The sequence below is a fragment of the Lentzea sp. NPDC058436 genome, from assembly GCF_042721515.1.
In the GTDB taxonomy this organism is placed as follows: domain Bacteria; phylum Actinomycetota; class Actinomycetes; order Mycobacteriales; family Pseudonocardiaceae; genus Lentzea.
This window is the reverse complement of record NZ_JBHXLF010000001.1, coordinates 1,612,313-1,629,393: the sequence shown is the minus strand read 5'-3', so window position 1 is coordinate 1,629,393 and position 17,081 is coordinate 1,612,313. Positions and strand designations below refer to the sequence as shown.

Below are 17,081 nucleotides of genomic sequence, written 5' to 3'. Positions count from 1 at the left end.
CAGACGCTGACCATATTTCAACTCAACGACACGATTGCTCCAGCAAGACTGGGACGTCAAGGAGGTCGATGCACTCCGCCGAGGCGTGACAGAGGCCTGGACCCGCAGAGCGGGCAACGGGGCAATGGGCAGGAAACGCCTACTCTGGTGGTCCTGCGCGAGGTGGGGAGCGGCGTGAGACGGGCGAGTGCTGCGGGGCTGGCGAACGAGGCCGGAAGCGTGCATCGAAGGGGTGTGGCTGCGTACTTGGTCGTGCACGGACTGCTGAGCAGGGCGGTGCCGGGTACCTCGAGTTCGGCGTGGCCGGCAAGGCTCGAGTTCGAAACCGACCAGCCGACCGACGACATCAACTGTCTGATGTCAGACGGCACGCGCGTCTACCTGTCCGCGAAACGCACCTGCGGTATGGATGTGCATCTGAGGAGCACCGTCGAGCAATGGGTCGCTCAAGCACCGGCTCTCGCGGGTGGCGACCGACTGGTGTTGGCCGTCGCGGAACCTCGGGGACCGGTGAGGAATCTAGGTACCGCGTTAGAGAAGTACCGCTCGCACGCAGCCGGCTATTCCTCGGACGAGCAGGCTGCCATGAAGGCGCTGGTGGACCTGATCGGAGGCGAGCCTGATTCTGTCAGGCGTCAGGTTCTCGGCGCCGCTTGTGTGATCGAGGTCGACGCGAGGAAGCCTGGTGCGAACCAGTTCGACATCGTGGCGGCGATGCTGGACGCCGCGCTGGTTCCCGTAGGCGAGGGTGTGCGAGCCGTGCAGGCACTGAGTCAGTCTCTGCACACGACCGCTGGGGAGGCGTCGGCGTCTGACCTCGACGTCTGGGTGGGAGTTCTGGTCGACGCGGGCGTCGAGGTCTATTCGGATGGAAGCGGCGTCGCTGGTGCGGCGGCACGGGCTCGGCAGCTGGCACTCGGGGCGTACCGCGGCCGCCTACGAGAGCAGGAGGGGGTGGTCGATCTGTCCCTGCTCGCCGATGATCTCCCGTCCCTCGTGGTGCCCGACCTCGCGAACGGGTTGAGGGCCGCGGTCAGTGAGGACGATGAGGCGGGGTCCGACGAGTTTCTCCTTCTGGCGCGACGATGGCCGCGGATGCTGTTGGTTGGTCTGCCGGGGATGGGGAAGAGCCTCGCGCTGAGGCAGCTCGCGGCACGGTGGGCCGCGGACGAACGCGCGGTTTTGCCTGTACTCGTTGCCCTGCGTTCGGTTGCGAGGCGGTGTGAGTCGTCGAGCGCTGTGACGCTTGACCTGCTTTGCGAGATCGCTGCTGAGAACGCGTCCGTGGGCGACCGGCCTGTGCTGGTGGCCGCGGTGCGAGAAGCCTGTCTGGGTGGCGAGGCCGTTCTGCTGCTGGACGGTCTCGACGAATGCCTCGAGCGCTCGGCGTTGGTGGCTGAAGGAGTGCGGCGACTCCTCGCTGAGGTTGTTCCTGAGGACACCGGCGTGGTGCTGTCGACGAGGTCGAGCGGCGTCGCGGCTGCGCGACGGTTGTCCCTCCCGGTCGCCCGGCTGGTGCCGCCGCAGAACCTAGACTCGGTCATGCACAAGCTTCTTGAGCACTGTGCGACCTGGCGCGTCGGCGACGCGGATAGGCGGCCCTCCTGGATCGAGGCGCGGCGTCGGCGGAACGATGAGATGCGGGCAGAACACCGCGATCTCGCCGCAGTGCCGCTGCTCGCCACCTTGCTCGGACTGATCGTGGCCGACTCGGTCGAGACGTCGTCGCCACGGAACCGCACGCGTTTGCTCGCGGACGCTGTCCGGCACAGCGTCGATCGCTGGGAGCAGCGCAGGACAGCGTCGGCTCCGACCTCGGACCAGTTGCTCGACGGGTACGCCGTACTGGGCCATCTGCTCTCCGTGTCGCCCGAGGCATCGGTCGACGACGCGGCTCGACACGTGGCACGCATGCTGGGCGAGCGGTGGGGGATGAAGCCGGGGCCCGCAGAGGAGGCCACCCGGCGGATCCTCACCTTCTGGGACAGTGATGTAGGTGTGTTCATTAGTGATGATCACGGGACGTTGACCGCGCGCAGCCGGGTCTTCAGCGAGATCGGTGCGGCGATGCGAGCGCGGCATCTGTCTGGGGCAGACCTGGCGGAGTGGGTCACGCGGTGCTTGTCCGAACGCGACGGGCACTCCGCCTTGTCGCTCGCGATTCAGCTCGACGAGCGGGTGATCGCCGAGCTGCTGCGGACTGCTGACGCGCCTTTTGCGGATGAACGCCGCGCTGTGGCGGTGAATGGTCTAGGCGAAGGTCTCGAACTGGGCGGCAACGAGGCGTCGGTGCTGTTCGAGATGCTCATCTCCGCTGTGCACAAGGGCGGTTGGGCAGCCGTGCTGGAATTGGCGGCTATTCGATTGCCCGTAGCGCTCCGTCAGCGGCGGTCGGACCTGATCGCTGCTCTGGACCTCGGGCCTGAAGAGCGGATGATTGCTGTCGCGTGTGAGGTGTTGGCGAACGCCGAAGGCGATGGCCGGTTCGTCGACCCGAGCGACGAGACCTCGGTGAGGGCGGTGCTTGCCCTCCCGTTGCCTGAGCACGAGGTATCGATCCGAAAACTGTCCCGGCGCAAGTACGCGCTGGAGACCGGTGAGAGGCTCAGAGAAGGCCGTGTGGAGGTCGCGCTGTCTGCCGCTCGGCATCTGGCAGAGCTGGATGCCGAGACAGCTCGCCGGATACATGACACCGCACGCTTTGGAACGCCAGGCAGCCACCTCCTCGCCTCCAGCGTGCTGGCCGAGCGCGGTCACCGGTTCCCCTCGACGCTGGTGCAGGACCTGGTCGCGTCCCTGGCGACCATCGAGGGCACCAGCAAGGCCGTAGATCGGCTCGCGTTCTTGGCCAGTTTCGCCCGTCTTTCCGATAACGACGCCGGAATGTCGGTGGCGGAGCGGTGGAGACTGCCTGATCTCGGTTGGTTGTGCGGCGTGATCGAGCTGCGCAAGACGAACGTGCAAGCACTCGCCGACGTGAACGAGGATGACCTTCTGCTGCGCGACGAGTGGGCGCGGGTGGTGACACGAGCGGCCGGTCTTGATCCCCATCGGATCGCGGCGCAGGCAAGGGTCGCCCTTGACAACCGCGAACAGGACGGACTGTCGGGAGTCATCCGCCTTCTGTCCGTTACGCAACCGCCTGATACCGCGCCGGTAGTCGTGGACGGCTTGTCCGATCAGGACACGGCTACTCTCGCACAGGCGGTCGGCAGTGTTTCCGACCTGATTTCGAGCAGTGCTTTTGGTCTGCTGTGGCAGTTTCACCCCAAGTCCACACAGGAGCGACTGCTTGAGGTGCTGCCGAGGTTCTCGCCGCAACGCAGGTTCAAGGCCGCCCTTCTGGCCACCTGTGCCGCTGACGCCCCTGTAGCCGCAGCACGCGAATCGATAGCTGGCGCCGACCCTGCAGTGCGCGTTGGCGTTGCCACTTGTATCGGGATCATGATCGATCCGACCGAGGAAGCGCTCGCGTTGCGCGCGGAACTATGGCTGGACAACGACTTGTCCGTTCGGGTTGCAGCACGGATGCCTTCGGAAGAAGCCGATGTTGGGCCGGCGGCGACCCACTGGTCTTGCCGGTTGTGCGCCGGGCGCAACGAACTTGCGGAGGTCGACTGTCAAAGTTGTGATCGGGGCGAACGGCCAGAGTAGGACGAGCACTTGAGCCGCTTCTCAGACGGTCATGGGCTTGAAGCGAAGTTTTCCATGTCCTTATTTGAGGCTCGGCTGATCGTCATCCTCTCGAGGTGCGGGAATCACCAAGATTCCCGCACCTCGATCACCTGGAGGAGGCGGTGAGTGTCCGATGGGAAGAAGCGAGTCGTCGCCGGATCGATATCCCGCAGCGACCCGCAGACCCCTACTTCGCCGCGGCGAGCGCCTCACGGACGACCTGCGTGCTCGCCTGGGTGCCGGGGAGTTCCCCGTAAACGCCGTAGGGAGTCACGTATACCGGGGTGTCCCGTTGGGTGCGCCAGTTCTCGGCGAGCGGTCCGGCGTCCACGGTGTCGTAGCCGAGGCTGTCGAAGAGCTCGGTGACCGCCTGTTTGGCGGCCTCGTTGTCACCGGCGATGGGGAGCGCCGACCGGTTCGCGCTCCTCGCTGGACGCGCCAGGTCACCCAGGTGTCCGGCCCAGATGTTGTTGAAGCCTTTCACGACCTGCGCTTGTGGCAGGTGCTTCTGCAGCAGCTCACCGGTGGTGCTGGAGCCGTTCTCCAGCTCGTCGAAGACGCCGTCGCGGTCCGGGTAGTAGTTGTTGGTGTCGATGACCACCTTGCCGGCCAGCGGCTCGACCGGAACGTCCCGGTACGCCCGCAGCGGCACCGTCACCACCACGACGTCGCCGGCCGCGGCGGCTTCTGCGGGAGTCGCGGCGTGCGCCTTCGGCCCCAGCTCGGACACGAGGTCCTGAAGGGTGTGCGGGCCACGCGAGTTGCTCAACACCACGTCGTGTCCGGCGGCCACCGCCAGCCGCGCGACGGTGCTTCCGATGTTGCCACTGCCGATGATGCCAATCGTCGTCATGTCATCCGGAACCTCGGCGCCCTTCACCTGATTCCGAACTGCGGCCACGGTGATGTGTGGCACACCGATTCCACGATCTTCACTGTGAGGCTGCTGTCGAGTAGCAGCCGCCGCCGAAACACCCCTGTCGGTCCCTGAACTGCGGAGCCTGGAACTACGGCTCCGGTTGTTCCGATTCGTCGTCCAACACGAACACCGGCCGCGGCTTCCCGCCTTGGGCGCTGCCTCGAATTCCAACCCCTGTGTGGCGAAGATGGCCGACCCGTGACAGTCGGTCCACACCGCAACTCCGCCAGCACCACAACGTCCGCTCATCGGCTACTTGTTGACTGGTGGCACGATCGATGCCCGGCCAGGCTCGGTCGAGGTGTTCGACGGGACGCTCTCTCATCGGCTGTCCACCAGTGATCCAGGGTGTGGCTCACTCATGGTGTGCGTCCCGTCGTGGACCGCGGCGGGGAGAGGGGTTTGCTCAGCTCGAAGTAGCGTTGCCCTCCTCGCCTTCCGTTCCCGGCTGGCGAGGAGACGACATGAGCCCAGTGATCATCGGTGTCGATCCGCACAAGCGGTCTGTCACGATCGAGATCGTCGACGGTCGGGAACGCAGCCTCGGCCAAGGACGTTTCGGTACCGACAACGACGGCTACCGGCGGATGCTCGAGCAGGGCCGGCGCCGACCCGACCGGCTGTGGGCGGTCGAAGGTTGCAACGGCGTGGGCAAGCACCTCGCGCAACGCCTGGTCGCCGACGGTGAACCGGTTCTCGACGTCCCGGCCAAGCTCGCGGCCAGGGCGAGGGTGTTCGACACCGGTCATGGTCGCAAGACCGACGCCGCCGACGCTCGCTCGGTAGCCGTGGTCGCGCTGCGCACCACCGGACTGCACCGCGTGAGTCCTGACGATCACACCGTGGCTCTACGGCTGCTGGTCGACCGCCGCGACGAACTCGGCCGGGCCCGCACCGACACCGTCAACCGGCTGCACAAGCTGCTCACCGAGCTGATTCCCGGCGGTGCCAAGAAGTTCCTGTCCGCCACCCAGGCACGTGCTCTACTCGCCGCGGTGCGCCCACGCGATGTCGTGGGCCGGACCCGCCGGCGGCTCGCCGCGGAGTTGATCACGGAACTGGCGACGATCGATCGCAAGATGACCGCGGCCGACACACAGCTGACCGAGCTCCTGGACGCGACCGGGACCGGTCTGCGCACTCTCTACGGGATCGGTCCGTCCAGCGCGGCCAGGATCCTGGGTGATGTCGGCGACATAGGTCGCTTCCCGGACCGCGGACGGTTCGCCAGCTGGAACGGCACCGCACCCATCGACGCCTCCAGCGGTGAGCACCAACGCCATCGACTGTCCCGTGCGGGCAACCGGCGCATCAACCGGGTTCTGCACATCATGGCGATAGTCCAGCTCCGCAACGACACTCCGGGCCGGGCCTACTACCGCCGCAAGCTCGCCGACGGCAAGTCGCCACGCGAAGCCATCCGCTGCCTCAAACGACGCCTCTCCGACACTGTCTACAAGCGACTCGTCACCGACGCCAAGATCCGCGCTGCCTCGACAGCCGAGCCGTCAAGTTCCCGCCTCTTGACATAGAGGGGAGCCATGAGGAGACACTGGCGGCATTTGCTCACAGGGCGTCGCCCGAAGGGTGATTGTTGGAATGACGATGCTGGGCATGTCCTTCACCTGTACACAACTGAGCAACAACGCGGTACGCCGACAGGTGCCGATGAGCGACGACAGCACGGCGGTGGCGGTGTAGCCATCGACTGCTAGGCGGCGTCATGGCCCGACGTCGTCGGCCAAGGGGCCTGCTTCACCTTGTGGTCGCGGCGCCGCTGGGCACGAACTGCGCAACGGGTCGCGAGGTAGGGCATCAAGACCTGTGAACCTCAGCCCTATAGATCCAAAGGCTTCAGTGTAGACTAAATTCAGTTGGTGTCGCCGAGGGAGTGCATAGTGACCAGCAGTCATCCTGCTCAACCACCGACGACGGCCAGCGACGACCAAGAGGGTGGCGCGAAGGCCAGAAGCGCAATCCTGCACCTCACCGATGCGTTCGACGCAATGGTCGAGGCGGAGGAGATCGCAGTCCAGGTGGAAACAAGCCATGTGTTCAAAGCGATGTACGGCTGGTGGGTTGGCATCGTGCGCAGCAGCAAAGCTGTTGTGCTGCTGCACGACAACGGGTTGGACCGTGAAGCGGAACCGATCGTCCGGTCGATCGTTCAGCACGCCTTGACGCTCCAGTGGGTGGTTGATGTCGGAGACGAAGCGCTCGATGCGATTACCGAGCACGGCGAGAACGAGCGCGACAGGATGCTGGGACACGCAAAGCGCGCAGGCTGGTCGTTCCCGGGAGACGACGGTGACTCCGAACCGCGGGCGGCCGGCGGTTCTCATCGCCTGCTGCCGATGGTGAAGAACTTTGCCGCCCTGTGCGCCGCTTACGACGCTCAATCCGCCTACGTGGTGTTCTGCCTGCTCTCGGGCACTGTCCACCCGTCTGTCGCGGGTGCGACCGCGTACTTCGACGACGAGCTCCGACTGAACTCGGCGCCGGTCCGGGAGAGCTTCGCCGGGCTTATCGCCACGGCCGCGTGTCTGGTCCAGACCATGAAGACCATCAACCGCCTGCTCGCCGACAACCCCTTCGACGATGCGATCGACCGGGCTGAAAGCGCCTTGGGGATGCGAGTCGATCCACCCGTACTGAAGGCTGAGTTCGGCCCGCAACCACCTGACACGATGCCAGAAGCGTGATCGTTGCGAGGAGCTGCGCCCGTGCTTTGGTGTGACTGGACGTCAGTCAAAGACGGTGAGTGGGCGTTGCCGCGACCACGACAACGACGCAGGCCGTCTGGGCGGGTATCGACTACTTAAACGACGGGTGCTGTAAGGGTTCTCCGGGGTGAACCCGGTGTCCAGGAGTGCCTGGCAGTCGTCTTCTGCGATCCAGTCAGCTCCAGAGGTCGAGGTTGCGAACCTGACCGCTCACAAGGACTTCCGCGCCAGCAAGCGCGCGAGCCTGCCCGGCGTCGACACAACGAACAGCGACTTGATGAAGTAGACGCTGTCCAGGTGGCGACAGTTGCCCTCGTCACTCGCTGCTGGGGACAGTTCGGCGGGCTGCAGATGTCCACCTAGTAGGCACCGCGTGTCTTCCGCGGCCAAACCATCTCCGGTGTTTCACTGGCCGTGTGGGACGCCAACCAGAGTCGGTTCAGCTCGGTACGCGCGGGGAGTCAGCGGTCAAGCTGGAGTTCGAGAATCTCGGCTGGGGAGTCGTCATGGTCCCCAGGGAGCACGATCTCGGACGGGATCTGTTCGCGCTGGTGCGGGACAACAGGCGGTTCGACCTGAACCTGATGCTGGTTGTACAGGTCAAGACGGGCCCCAGCTACTTCCAGACAGAACACAGAGACGAAGCGGGGGAAGTTGACGGTTGGTGGTTCGTCGACTCGGCCCGCGCACACGTCGACGACTGGCTTGAGCACGTGGTTCCTCATTTGGTGGTCCTGCACGACGATAGGACCGGCAGCTCCTACTGGGCTCACGTCACTCGCGGCTCGGTTGAGTCGACTGGGAAAGGCGCGAAGATCCTTGTGCCGCGGAGCAATCTCCTCGATCGCGAGCACCGCGCCGAGCTGACCAACGTGGCCGCGACAGTCCGTCCCGCGGCTGAATGGGAAGGAAGTGTCTGGTCCGACCTGACGCGAATACCGCCGCGTGACCTGCTGCGGCATGCGGTGCTCGTACCCCGCCTCGTCGCTCCCCATCGCAATGCAGGGCTCGCCGAGTCCGTCTCGGTCGAACAGGTCCTGGCGTTGCTCGTGGAGGCACGCCTTCGCGATGTCGATCGCCTCGCCAAGATCGTTCCCGGGTTCCTCACGCGTGAGGAGGCATCTGCATCCGGAGACTGGATGTGGCGATTCATAGGCGCGTTCAACGAGCGGTTGACCACAGGAAGCGTGGAACAGCTTCTAGCCGTCGCAGACACTGGTTCGACGCCAGAAGAGCGTGCTACGGCAACGGCTGTCGCCGCCGCGAGTCTGATCGAGCTCTCAAGGGCCGACGAAGCGATCGAGCTGATAGGCGCCGTGCTCGCAGCCGACGACTGCGGTCCGGTTGACTACGCGTGGTTGTGCGTTCAGCGGGCTAGAGCGTGTCTGGAAGTCGGCAGGCTCAAGGACGCGAGCGCTGACGCCGCGCGTGCGCTGGTCGCGGGACGCCACCATGCGCACGACCTCACCGCCACCGCGATCGCCGGCGCGGGTGCCGCGGTGATGTTCAGCAGCGAAGAGTGGGACGTCGGCGAACTGGGCCAGGTTCTCGCGAGCCTGGACAACATGGCGGCGTGGTGGCGTTCCCAGCGCGAGTCCGCCGGCGCGACGGCGGTGATCGAGCGCGAGTTCACGACCTGGATTCAGGACAGGGTGATCAGGTTCTCCGTCGAGGACGAGGCGAACAACAGGCTCTACACCGCTGCCTTGCTCGCAAGCCTTGTCGGAGACCACGACAAGTGGCGAGCGCTCACCAGCTTGAACGCCAAACAGGCGCTGCTCCTGATCGATCGGACGAGCCCGCCAGACGACGTCCAGGCGCTGCTGAACGATCTCCGGACCAGTGGAGACGCCAAGGCCCTAGGGCTTGCCGTGGAACGCATCGTCACCGACGGTCCAGCAATCGCGGTGTCCAGGTGCATGGCAGAGATCGACTTCTCGAACTGGACACGCACGACCGGCAGAACGAACCTCGCACTGCTGCGGCAAGGCGGAGACGTACTTGACACTGAGACCGCTAGCGCCGCTATCTCCTGGCTGCTCGCAACGTTGTCGGACCCCGCCGACTTCGTCACGCGCGCCCAGGCGTCGTCGAGCGTGACGTCCGAACTCGTCGATGTGCTCGCAGGAGTCGCAGGTGCGGCTTCCGTGAGTGAAGGTCGCGCCATAGTCGACTTCTTCCTGCAGCAGCCCTACGTGGTTGACGACATCGAAGCTCGACCTTGGGCACGCTTGTTGGCCGCAGTGCCCGAGGGCTCCTGGGACGCCCCGTTGATCGAGATGCTGTTTACGGCGACAGCGCATCACCATGAGCGGATCCGATCTATAGCCCTCGGTATCGCAGCCGACCATCAGCATCCTGCTGCCACGGAAGAGCTCCTCCAGGGGATCCGCCAAGGATCAGATCGTGCGCTGGCGGCGTTCGCCCCCTATGGACGACTTCCTGCCGATGTTGCGGCGTTGGCCATCGACCAGGTAGACGCTCAGGTCAAGAAAATCGCAGCTGACGCAAAGCAAGGTCGCCGGATAATGCATTTCTACAACTATGCCCGGATCCTGGCGACCTTGAATATCAAGTTTCCCACCCTGGCTCGCTGGGACTCGATTTTTACGCTGCTGGAAGAACCTGGTGTGTCACCTGCTGATAAAAACGGGGCATGTAGTCGGCTTGTGCGCCATGCAGATACGCTTCCTGATGTTGTTCGTGCTCGCCTTGCGGTAATCGCACAGGAGATGATCGACCACCCGATACTTGAGGTTGATCGGATCGAGCGACGACCGGACCGCCTGGGTATGGCCGCAGCGCTGGCCGTGCGGGGTGGGGTCGACGAGCGAACGTCGGCATCCCTGCTTAGTCGTGCACTGTCAAGTGCGCCGGAAAACCGTGCTTGGGTGCCATTGCTGACCCTAGGTCTTCCATCCGCGATGGCGACTGGGGTTCTGGTAGTACTTGTTCACGACGCTCAGGTCGTGGTTCGTGAGGGTGCAGCATCGTGTGTTGCTAAGCTTTTCAGTGACGCGCGTGACAATGAAATTCTCTATGAAGCACTGCTGTGTAGCATTCGTGATCCGGGTACTCGGGTGAGAAATATCGTCGCGGCCGTATTGTGTGACATCGAGCATCCGTCCGAGCGCGTCGCTGAGATGTTGGAGGAGCTGGCAAAGGACATTTCAGCGAGCGTCCGTCGGGCGGCAACGTCCGGGTGACTTATCTCCCGTTCAACGCCCGGCGGACGTCGCGGTAACGGGTGGCAGCTTGAACGCCGGGGGTGCGGAGCCACAGAGGAGCGCCTACGAGAATGCGTGAGACCTCCGGGCTGATGCCATCATCCGCACGGAAGCTCCATCGTTCCTGATCAAGCACTACGTCGCTGTAGATCTCCGCGAACCACTCCGACTCACGTGCCTGCCCGAGAGTGAACCCACGCGTCCACGGCTTGTCCGCGTGTTCGGCCCACCTACCAGTGATTCCTTGCTCGACGGCGATCTTCAGGGCTTCGACGGCGAGAGACTGCGGATCATCCCATTGAGAGTTGTTGACGGTGCCACGGCTTTCGATGAACCTCGCGATGGCTGGAGCCGCTGACGAGGACCAACCGGATGGAGGCTGATCGGCGCCGCCGATGTAGTCAGCCGTGTTCTCCAGACTGCCGAACAGGCATAGGTCGACCCGCTCGCCAGCGCTGGTACAAGTGGTCGTGTGCATGACGACACCCTGCCTACCGCCACCCACGCCGGCTAGTTGCGCAACTTCGACGGTGCCTAGACCTTTGGCGAACGCAGCCGGGGGCGGCGTCACGAAGTCTTCGACCGCGAGGTCTCCGATCGCCGCCTCGATTCTGCGGGCCACCTCAGCTCGAGTTAGCGTTCGCGCTTCCTGTGCGAACTCGAACGAGCCGATGAACGGAATCGCGGCTGTCTTTGCCTTCCAGCTCGCGCGCCGCTCGAGCAGGACGTCGTTGGCTGAGGCTATGTCGCGGACGCGTCGGTCCGACCAGTACGCGTATCTGCTGATTGCTCCACGCTCGCCCATGACAACCATCCAACCTAGGGATCTACTAGATTCGGCCTGTCTGGCCGATACGCTCGACCGTACATATCACCGTTTCGTCCCAGGCTGCAGGCGCCACGCCGCAGCTGCTCGCAGGTACCGCCCGCGCTCTGGTCAGAATGGCGTTTCGGGTAACGTCCACGAGCTGGAAGCCGTTCTGACGACGGCCGCTGTGCATTCGCTGGGAACGAAATCGCGCAGGAGCACAAGCTTGCCGCGGCCGTACAGGTCGGGATCGCCCGTTTCACCCTGAACCGGCTGATTCAGGCACTCAGGATCGGAGAGAAGAACGTCCGTCCGTGAATGGTCGGTGAATCGTCCGCTAGCAGCCTTTCTTGGCGTTCGTCGGCGCGTGGCCGGAAGACCGACGCCGTTGATGGCGATGATCTTGGCGGCACCGGAGGCGTAGGCCGAGGCGGTGCGTCAACGAGGCTGAACGCGATCGCGCCGGTGTCGCTGTTGACGATGATGCCGTGCTGCCCTGTCCGAAGTCGAAAGTGCAATTCCGCGGCCTGGCCAGCAGGTTCGCCAAACGAGCCGCTTACCGCCGAGCCGAGATCATCCTGGCCTGCATCGTCCTGCACCTCAGGTGAAGATCCGCAGGACAGCGCATAAAGTCTGTTGATCTGCCACCGATCGTCGCGATGGCGTCAGAGGAGCACATGAACGAGCCTGCCGCACCAGACGTTCCCGCCGAGGGCGATCGTGGGTCTAGCACATACGCGACCGGTGGTGGAGGGGTTTCGTTCGCGCATCGGGTCGCGACGGTCTACCTGGCCGACATGCTGGTCGGAGCCCGGCGCCCGGAGGCGTCCGAGCTTCCGGTGCGCAAGGTGTCGTTCCAGACCGGCCCGGCCCATCCGGTCGACGACCTGCTCGTTGAATGTGGGGACGAGTCGGCCGAGGTCAGGCTCGCCGTGGCTTGTCGAGCAACGCCGAACTTCGTGGAGAGCCACAAGGACACGGTGAAGCTGGTCGGGTCGCTGCTCGCCGAGGTCGCGAAGTTCGCTGAAGACACCTTGCAAGTGGTGGTCGCGGTTGCTGGTTGGAACAACCAGTGGGGGCAGCTGGCGACTTTGTGCGATGTCGCGCGAGCTCACGCTGACTCTGGGGCGTTCCAGGCGGCGATGAACGTCGATCAACGTTGGTCGGCGAAGGTACGGGATCGGCTGACCCAGTTGAAGAAGATGATCGCGAAGTCTGCTGGGACGGGAACCGAGTCCTCGGAGACGCTCGGGCTAGCTTGGGGCCTTCTCAGGCGTTTGCATCTTCTCGGATTCGCCGTGCAGAGTCCGGACCAGGCAGACCGGACGAGGGTGGCGACTTCGCTGGACGGAGTTGCCTCGGCGGACACCGACGGGGTCGCGATCCGGAACAGGATCGAGGTGGAGGCGACCCGGTACGACATGACCGGCGCCGTTGTGGATCTCGGCCTCCTGCGTCGAGACCTTCACCAGTTGCTGGACGCTACCTCGACGCGGAACCGGCGCGTGTGGGCGGTGGTTGACGAGCACCGCAAGCTGGCCGTGGCCAGCGTCCGAACGACCATCGGCGAGGAGTCGTCCGGTGAGGCGGTGACGATCCCGTTCGCAGAGCGCCGCCGGCGGCTTGCCCTAGAACTTTCAATAGTGGGCACCTCCGAGGCTGCGCTGGTGATCGTCGGCGAGTCTGGCGTTGGCAAGAGCGCATTGATGCTGTCGGCCATCGCCGCGCTTGAGCAGGCCGAACCGACGGGGTTCGAGGCGCTGGTGGTGAACCTTCGTCGCCTGCCGCAGACGAGCCTGGAGCTCAGCACCGCGTTCGGCAAACCGATGGAAGAGGTGCTCGCCGAGCTTTCCGCACTGCGCCGGGTATTGGTGATCGACGCCGCCGACGCGGTACTGGAGCACTCCGCCGCTCTTTTCAACGACCTCGTGCGGGCAGCGGCCAACGCGGGTGTGGGTGTCGCCGCCGTCACGGCGGACTCGGCGTCCGGCTTCGTGAGCGAACAACTTCAATCGATCCTCGGAAAGCCCGCGAGATCGTTCACGATGGAGCCGCTGACTGACGAGGAGATCTCCGTCGTCTCGGACGGCCTCCCGCTGCTGAGAGCGGTCTTGCGCGATCTACCGGCGAACTCGCTGTTCCGGCGGCCCGTCGTGCTGGACCTCTTGGCACGAACCGGGGCCGTACCGGAAAGCTCGCTGGGAGAGTGGGACTGCCTGCAGCTGGTGTGGTCGAAGGTGGTGTGCGGAGACGGGCGCCCAGGCGTCGGCTCAGCTGAGGCGCGTCAGCAGACGCTGCTCGCCGTGGCTGCCTCTGTGATGCGACTGCCCGCGAACTGGCGGCCCGTCGGCGGTATCGACGCAGCCGCGGTCGACGCACTGCGCCGGGACCACCTGCTCGCCCCTGCGAGCCCCTACCAGGAATTTCCGGAGTTTGCGCACGATGAAGTCCGGAGGTACGCGACGGCTATTCTCTTGGTCCGCAGCCGAAGGCCGACGGAACTGCTGGAGGCGGCCGGTGTGCCGAGGTGGGCGTTGTCAGCCGGCACGCTCGCGTGCAAGGGCTTGCTGAAGGCACCGGACGTGAGACCTGCGGACTGTTTCGTCCAGTTGCTTTCGCAGTTCGTGCCATTCTCGGCGGCGCATGGTTCGAGGTGGGCTGACGTCCCCGTCGAGGCGGTACTGGAGATGCCGTTCGCCTACGACTGTCTTGAGGTTGCGCTTGACGATCACTCCGCAGGGCTGGTCCTCGGTGACGTCGTTCGGGTGGTTCAGCAGAGGCACAAGGTCAAGGCACTGATCGATCCCGTGGTGTCTGCTCCGGTTGTGCGGATCCTTCTCGCCGACGCTGAGCCATGGAAGGTGTCGAATGCGTCGTTCGAGTTGCTCACGGACTGGATGCTCGCCTTGGTGATGGCCGCCACTCCGGCGGGGAACGAGCTGCGGATCAGGTTGAGGGAGCGACTCCTCGCCTGCTGGGAGGCGTTTCCGCCGCGCGACACGAGCGGCGGCGCTGGCTCCAAGGGAATACCTGGGCAGCATCGACACTTGCGGAAGCTGGACCAGCACCTCACCAACGCGAAGTTCGTCGAGACTTTGGCACTGCTCGGACCGGATATCGATGACGCCGTTGAGGTCTGTCTGAGAGCCGTTGCCGACGATGCCCCGGCCTCCTTGGCTCCGGCCGCGGACTCGCCGTGGAGCTCTCGTGCTCTGACGCAGAGGAGCCCAGAACTCCTGGCGGAGTTGATGGAGGCCTACTACATCGACAACGGACGCCATGGATACCGCGATGAGGGCGTGCGCAGGCATCAAGGTCGTTGGCACAGTGCATGGCCGCCGTTCGCCCAGCACTGGTTCGGTGGGTTCTGGGCGCTGTTCCAGACCGCGCTGTTTACAACCTCGGCGCGCGTGCTGAACAACATCCTGAATCGCGGGGCACATGCCAGAGTCCAGCGAGGGTCGCGGCGCCACTCGCTCGGTTTCCTCGGTGATCTGGATGGTGGAGCGGGCAACGCGGAGGATGCGAGAGGTGCCGTTATGAATCTCGACGGCACCGCGCGCCTGTATGCAGGCGACACGCACGTTTGGTGTTGGTATCGCGGAACGACCGTGGGCCCGTACCCGGCGATGAGTGCGCTTCAAGCAATGGAACGCTTTGCCGACGACTTGCTGGCCCACGGTGTTCCACTCAGGCGCATTGTCGAGGTGCTTCTGGAGGGCTGCGACAACCTCGCGACCCCTGGGATGCTGTTCGGTTTGCTAGTGCGCCACCTTGAGAACGTCGACGACGAGCTAGACGTCTTCTTCGCGGATCCGGTCGTGTGGGAGCTGGAGTTCGCCCGTGTAACGCATGAACACTCCGGGCTTCGCGCATCCACCGAGGGCCTTGCGAATCTGGATCGGAGGGCGTGGACACCGCACCATGTTGCGGCACAGCTCGCACTTCGCGGCGGACAACCTCGTGCCGAAGCGTTGAAGGAGGTCGCCGACAAGCTCGTACAGAACGGCGATCGGCTCGGGATCAGCCCAGAAGACACGAGGAGCTGGGCCACTGGCTTGGACCACTCTCGCTACCAACTCGTGAACCACGGCCAGCAGCAGTACCTCGAAGTCGTGCTACCCCCCGAACTCGAAGCCCTGCGCGATGCTCGGCGAGCTGAACAGGCTGTTGTGCAAACGGTCCTGCGACTCCAGAACCGGTACTGGGGTGCGGCCAAGTTCGATGTCGACTACGTGCCACCGTCGCCCGCTGAGATCGCCGCGGACCTGAAGGTCGGCCGGTCATTGATCGAGAGTGATGGCGAATCGCCTTGGATCAGACCGTTGAACGGGGTGGCACAAGTTGTCCGCGAGGCTGTCCAACGAGCCGCGGCTGGCGACATGGAAGCGCTGGGAGACGAGGGACGGTTTGCAACAGAGTTTGTGCTCGAAACAGCCTTGTCGTTCCGGGATGCCGAGGACCAGCGCCACGACGCGCAGTACTTCGACCATGGTGCAGACCGGGCAGTGGCCGAAGCCCTACCCGCGTTCATCACACCAACGATGACCCCCCTCGTGGAGAATGTGGGCGCCACAAACGAGGACGTCGACATGGCGGGCCTTGCGATGGCAGGCAGGGGATCGCCGGAAACGCGGCTGTACCTGGCACGCGGATGCGATGTCGTCTGGGCATCGCCGTGCCACAGGGAGCCTTGCAATCACCGCATTGCCTTGAACTGGTTGATCGAGACTGCCCGTGCTGCGGAGCTCGCGCCGTGGGGTGAGTACGACCAAGTACGTCCAGAGGTGACGATCGAAGGTGACCTTGCTCGACGGCTGCAGGAGCTGGACACGGAACTGGTCGACATCGACGCACTCGATCCCGCTATCCGCGGGCTCGGGGCCGCCGCGGCCGCCGATCACTGCTGCAGCAGCGATACCGGCACACTGCTGGCCGTGTTTCTCGATGTTCAACGTCGCGCCATGGTCGATCAAGAGGCATTGGAGTGGTCAGCAGACGACCGGGGGACACACACGCTGGTCGCCGCACGAGCCCTGCTGACGGGCTTCGCGAAGAGCGGTGACACCTCCCCACTCCTCCAACACCTCGACGTCCTGCGAGCGGACGCAGGCTTGATGGCGAACTTCCTGCACGGCCTTGCTGCAGCGGGCGCCGAGAACGAGCGGCTTGCTGGAGCTGCTCGGGGCATCTGGCCTTCGCTACTGCGGCACGCCATCGGCTATCTCGGTGATGTATCAAGTCCCTACGAGGATCGTCACTGGGGTGATTGGGCTGCCGCTGCGCTTTTGCCGGAACCGTTGACGTGGGCGCGAGGCTTGTACAACGAAATCGTCGGCCTGCCGATCGACTGGGTTGTGGCTGAAGACCTCGTCGAGTTGATCGATGGATGGCTGCCCGCCGCTCGCGGCAAACGCAAGGGGGTCGACGCGCTTATCGGCACTCTGCGCAGGCTCCCGGCGACCGTGCAGGTCCGCCGCGGCGTGCCCTGGGTGTCGGACCTGTGTATCCAGGGCGGCGTCGTCGCGGTCAAGCAGTCGATCCTGTCGAACGAGTGGCTTGAGGAGATACGCCGCCCGGCGGAGGAGCTTGGTCGACTGGCTGAGTGGCAGACGCTGGTCGACTCCATGGTGGTTGCCGGAAATGAGAGGCTCGCCCGGCACAGCAAGTAGCGGTCGGGTCAGCAGCCGATGTCAACCATGTACCTGGGAACGAGAGGACATGGGGAT

The 17,081-nt window shown here is 64.7% G+C and carries 7 protein-coding genes; 5 read left to right on the top strand and 2 right to left on the bottom strand.

Going from position 1 to position 17,081, the window contains the following annotated elements; genetic code table 11:
* Nucleotides 1-252 precede the first annotated feature (252 nt).
* Nucleotides 253-3,654, top strand: a complete 3,402-nt coding sequence (locus ACFWN2_RS06645; RefSeq protein WP_382425306.1) for an NACHT domain-containing protein — start codon at nucleotides 253-255, stop codon at nucleotides 3,652-3,654.
* Nucleotides 3,655-3,862: 208 nt separating this feature from the next.
* On the opposite strand, the gene ACFWN2_RS06640 is transcribed toward ACFWN2_RS06645, so the two are convergent.
* On the bottom strand, nucleotides 3,863-4,528 hold the full coding sequence (locus tag ACFWN2_RS06640; protein WP_382425305.1) for an NADPH-dependent F420 reductase: 666 nt from the start codon (nucleotides 4,526-4,528) through the stop codon (nucleotides 3,863-3,865).
* Between the two features lie 530 nt (nucleotides 4,529-5,058).
* Between ACFWN2_RS06640 and ACFWN2_RS06635 the strand changes: the two genes are divergently transcribed.
* The 3 genes from ACFWN2_RS06635 to ACFWN2_RS06625 all read left to right on the top strand — a co-directional run bounded on the left by ACFWN2_RS06635 (nucleotide 5,059) and on the right by ACFWN2_RS06625 (nucleotide 10,523).
* Nucleotides 5,059-6,126 (top strand): IS110 family transposase, encoded by a 1,068-nt coding sequence (locus ACFWN2_RS06635; RefSeq protein WP_382425303.1) that lies wholly within the window; start codon nucleotides 5,059-5,061, stop codon nucleotides 6,124-6,126.
* A gap of 366 nt (nucleotides 6,127-6,492) precedes the next feature.
* Nucleotides 6,493-7,296, top strand: a complete 804-nt coding sequence (locus tag ACFWN2_RS06630) for a DUF5677 domain-containing protein (protein ID WP_382425302.1) — start codon at nucleotides 6,493-6,495, stop codon at nucleotides 7,294-7,296.
* 437 nt (nucleotides 7,297-7,733) lie between these two features.
* Nucleotides 7,734-10,523, top strand: a complete 2,790-nt coding sequence (locus ACFWN2_RS06625; RefSeq protein WP_382425300.1) for a DUF4365 domain-containing protein — start codon at nucleotides 7,734-7,736, stop codon at nucleotides 10,521-10,523.
* A 1-nt stretch (nucleotide 10,524) separates the two neighbouring features.
* On the opposite strand, the gene ACFWN2_RS06620 is transcribed toward ACFWN2_RS06625, so the two are convergent.
* Entirely contained in the window at nucleotides 10,525-11,349 is an 825-nt protein-coding gene (locus tag ACFWN2_RS06620) for a hypothetical protein (RefSeq protein ID WP_382425299.1), read from the bottom strand.
* A 680-nt stretch (nucleotides 11,350-12,029) separates the two neighbouring features.
* Between ACFWN2_RS06620 and ACFWN2_RS06615 the strand changes: the two genes are divergently transcribed.
* Nucleotides 12,030-17,024, top strand: coding sequence for a hypothetical protein (locus tag ACFWN2_RS06615; protein WP_382425297.1), 4,995 nt, complete (start codon nucleotides 12,030-12,032; stop codon nucleotides 17,022-17,024).
* Nucleotides 17,025-17,081 lie beyond the last annotated feature (57 nt).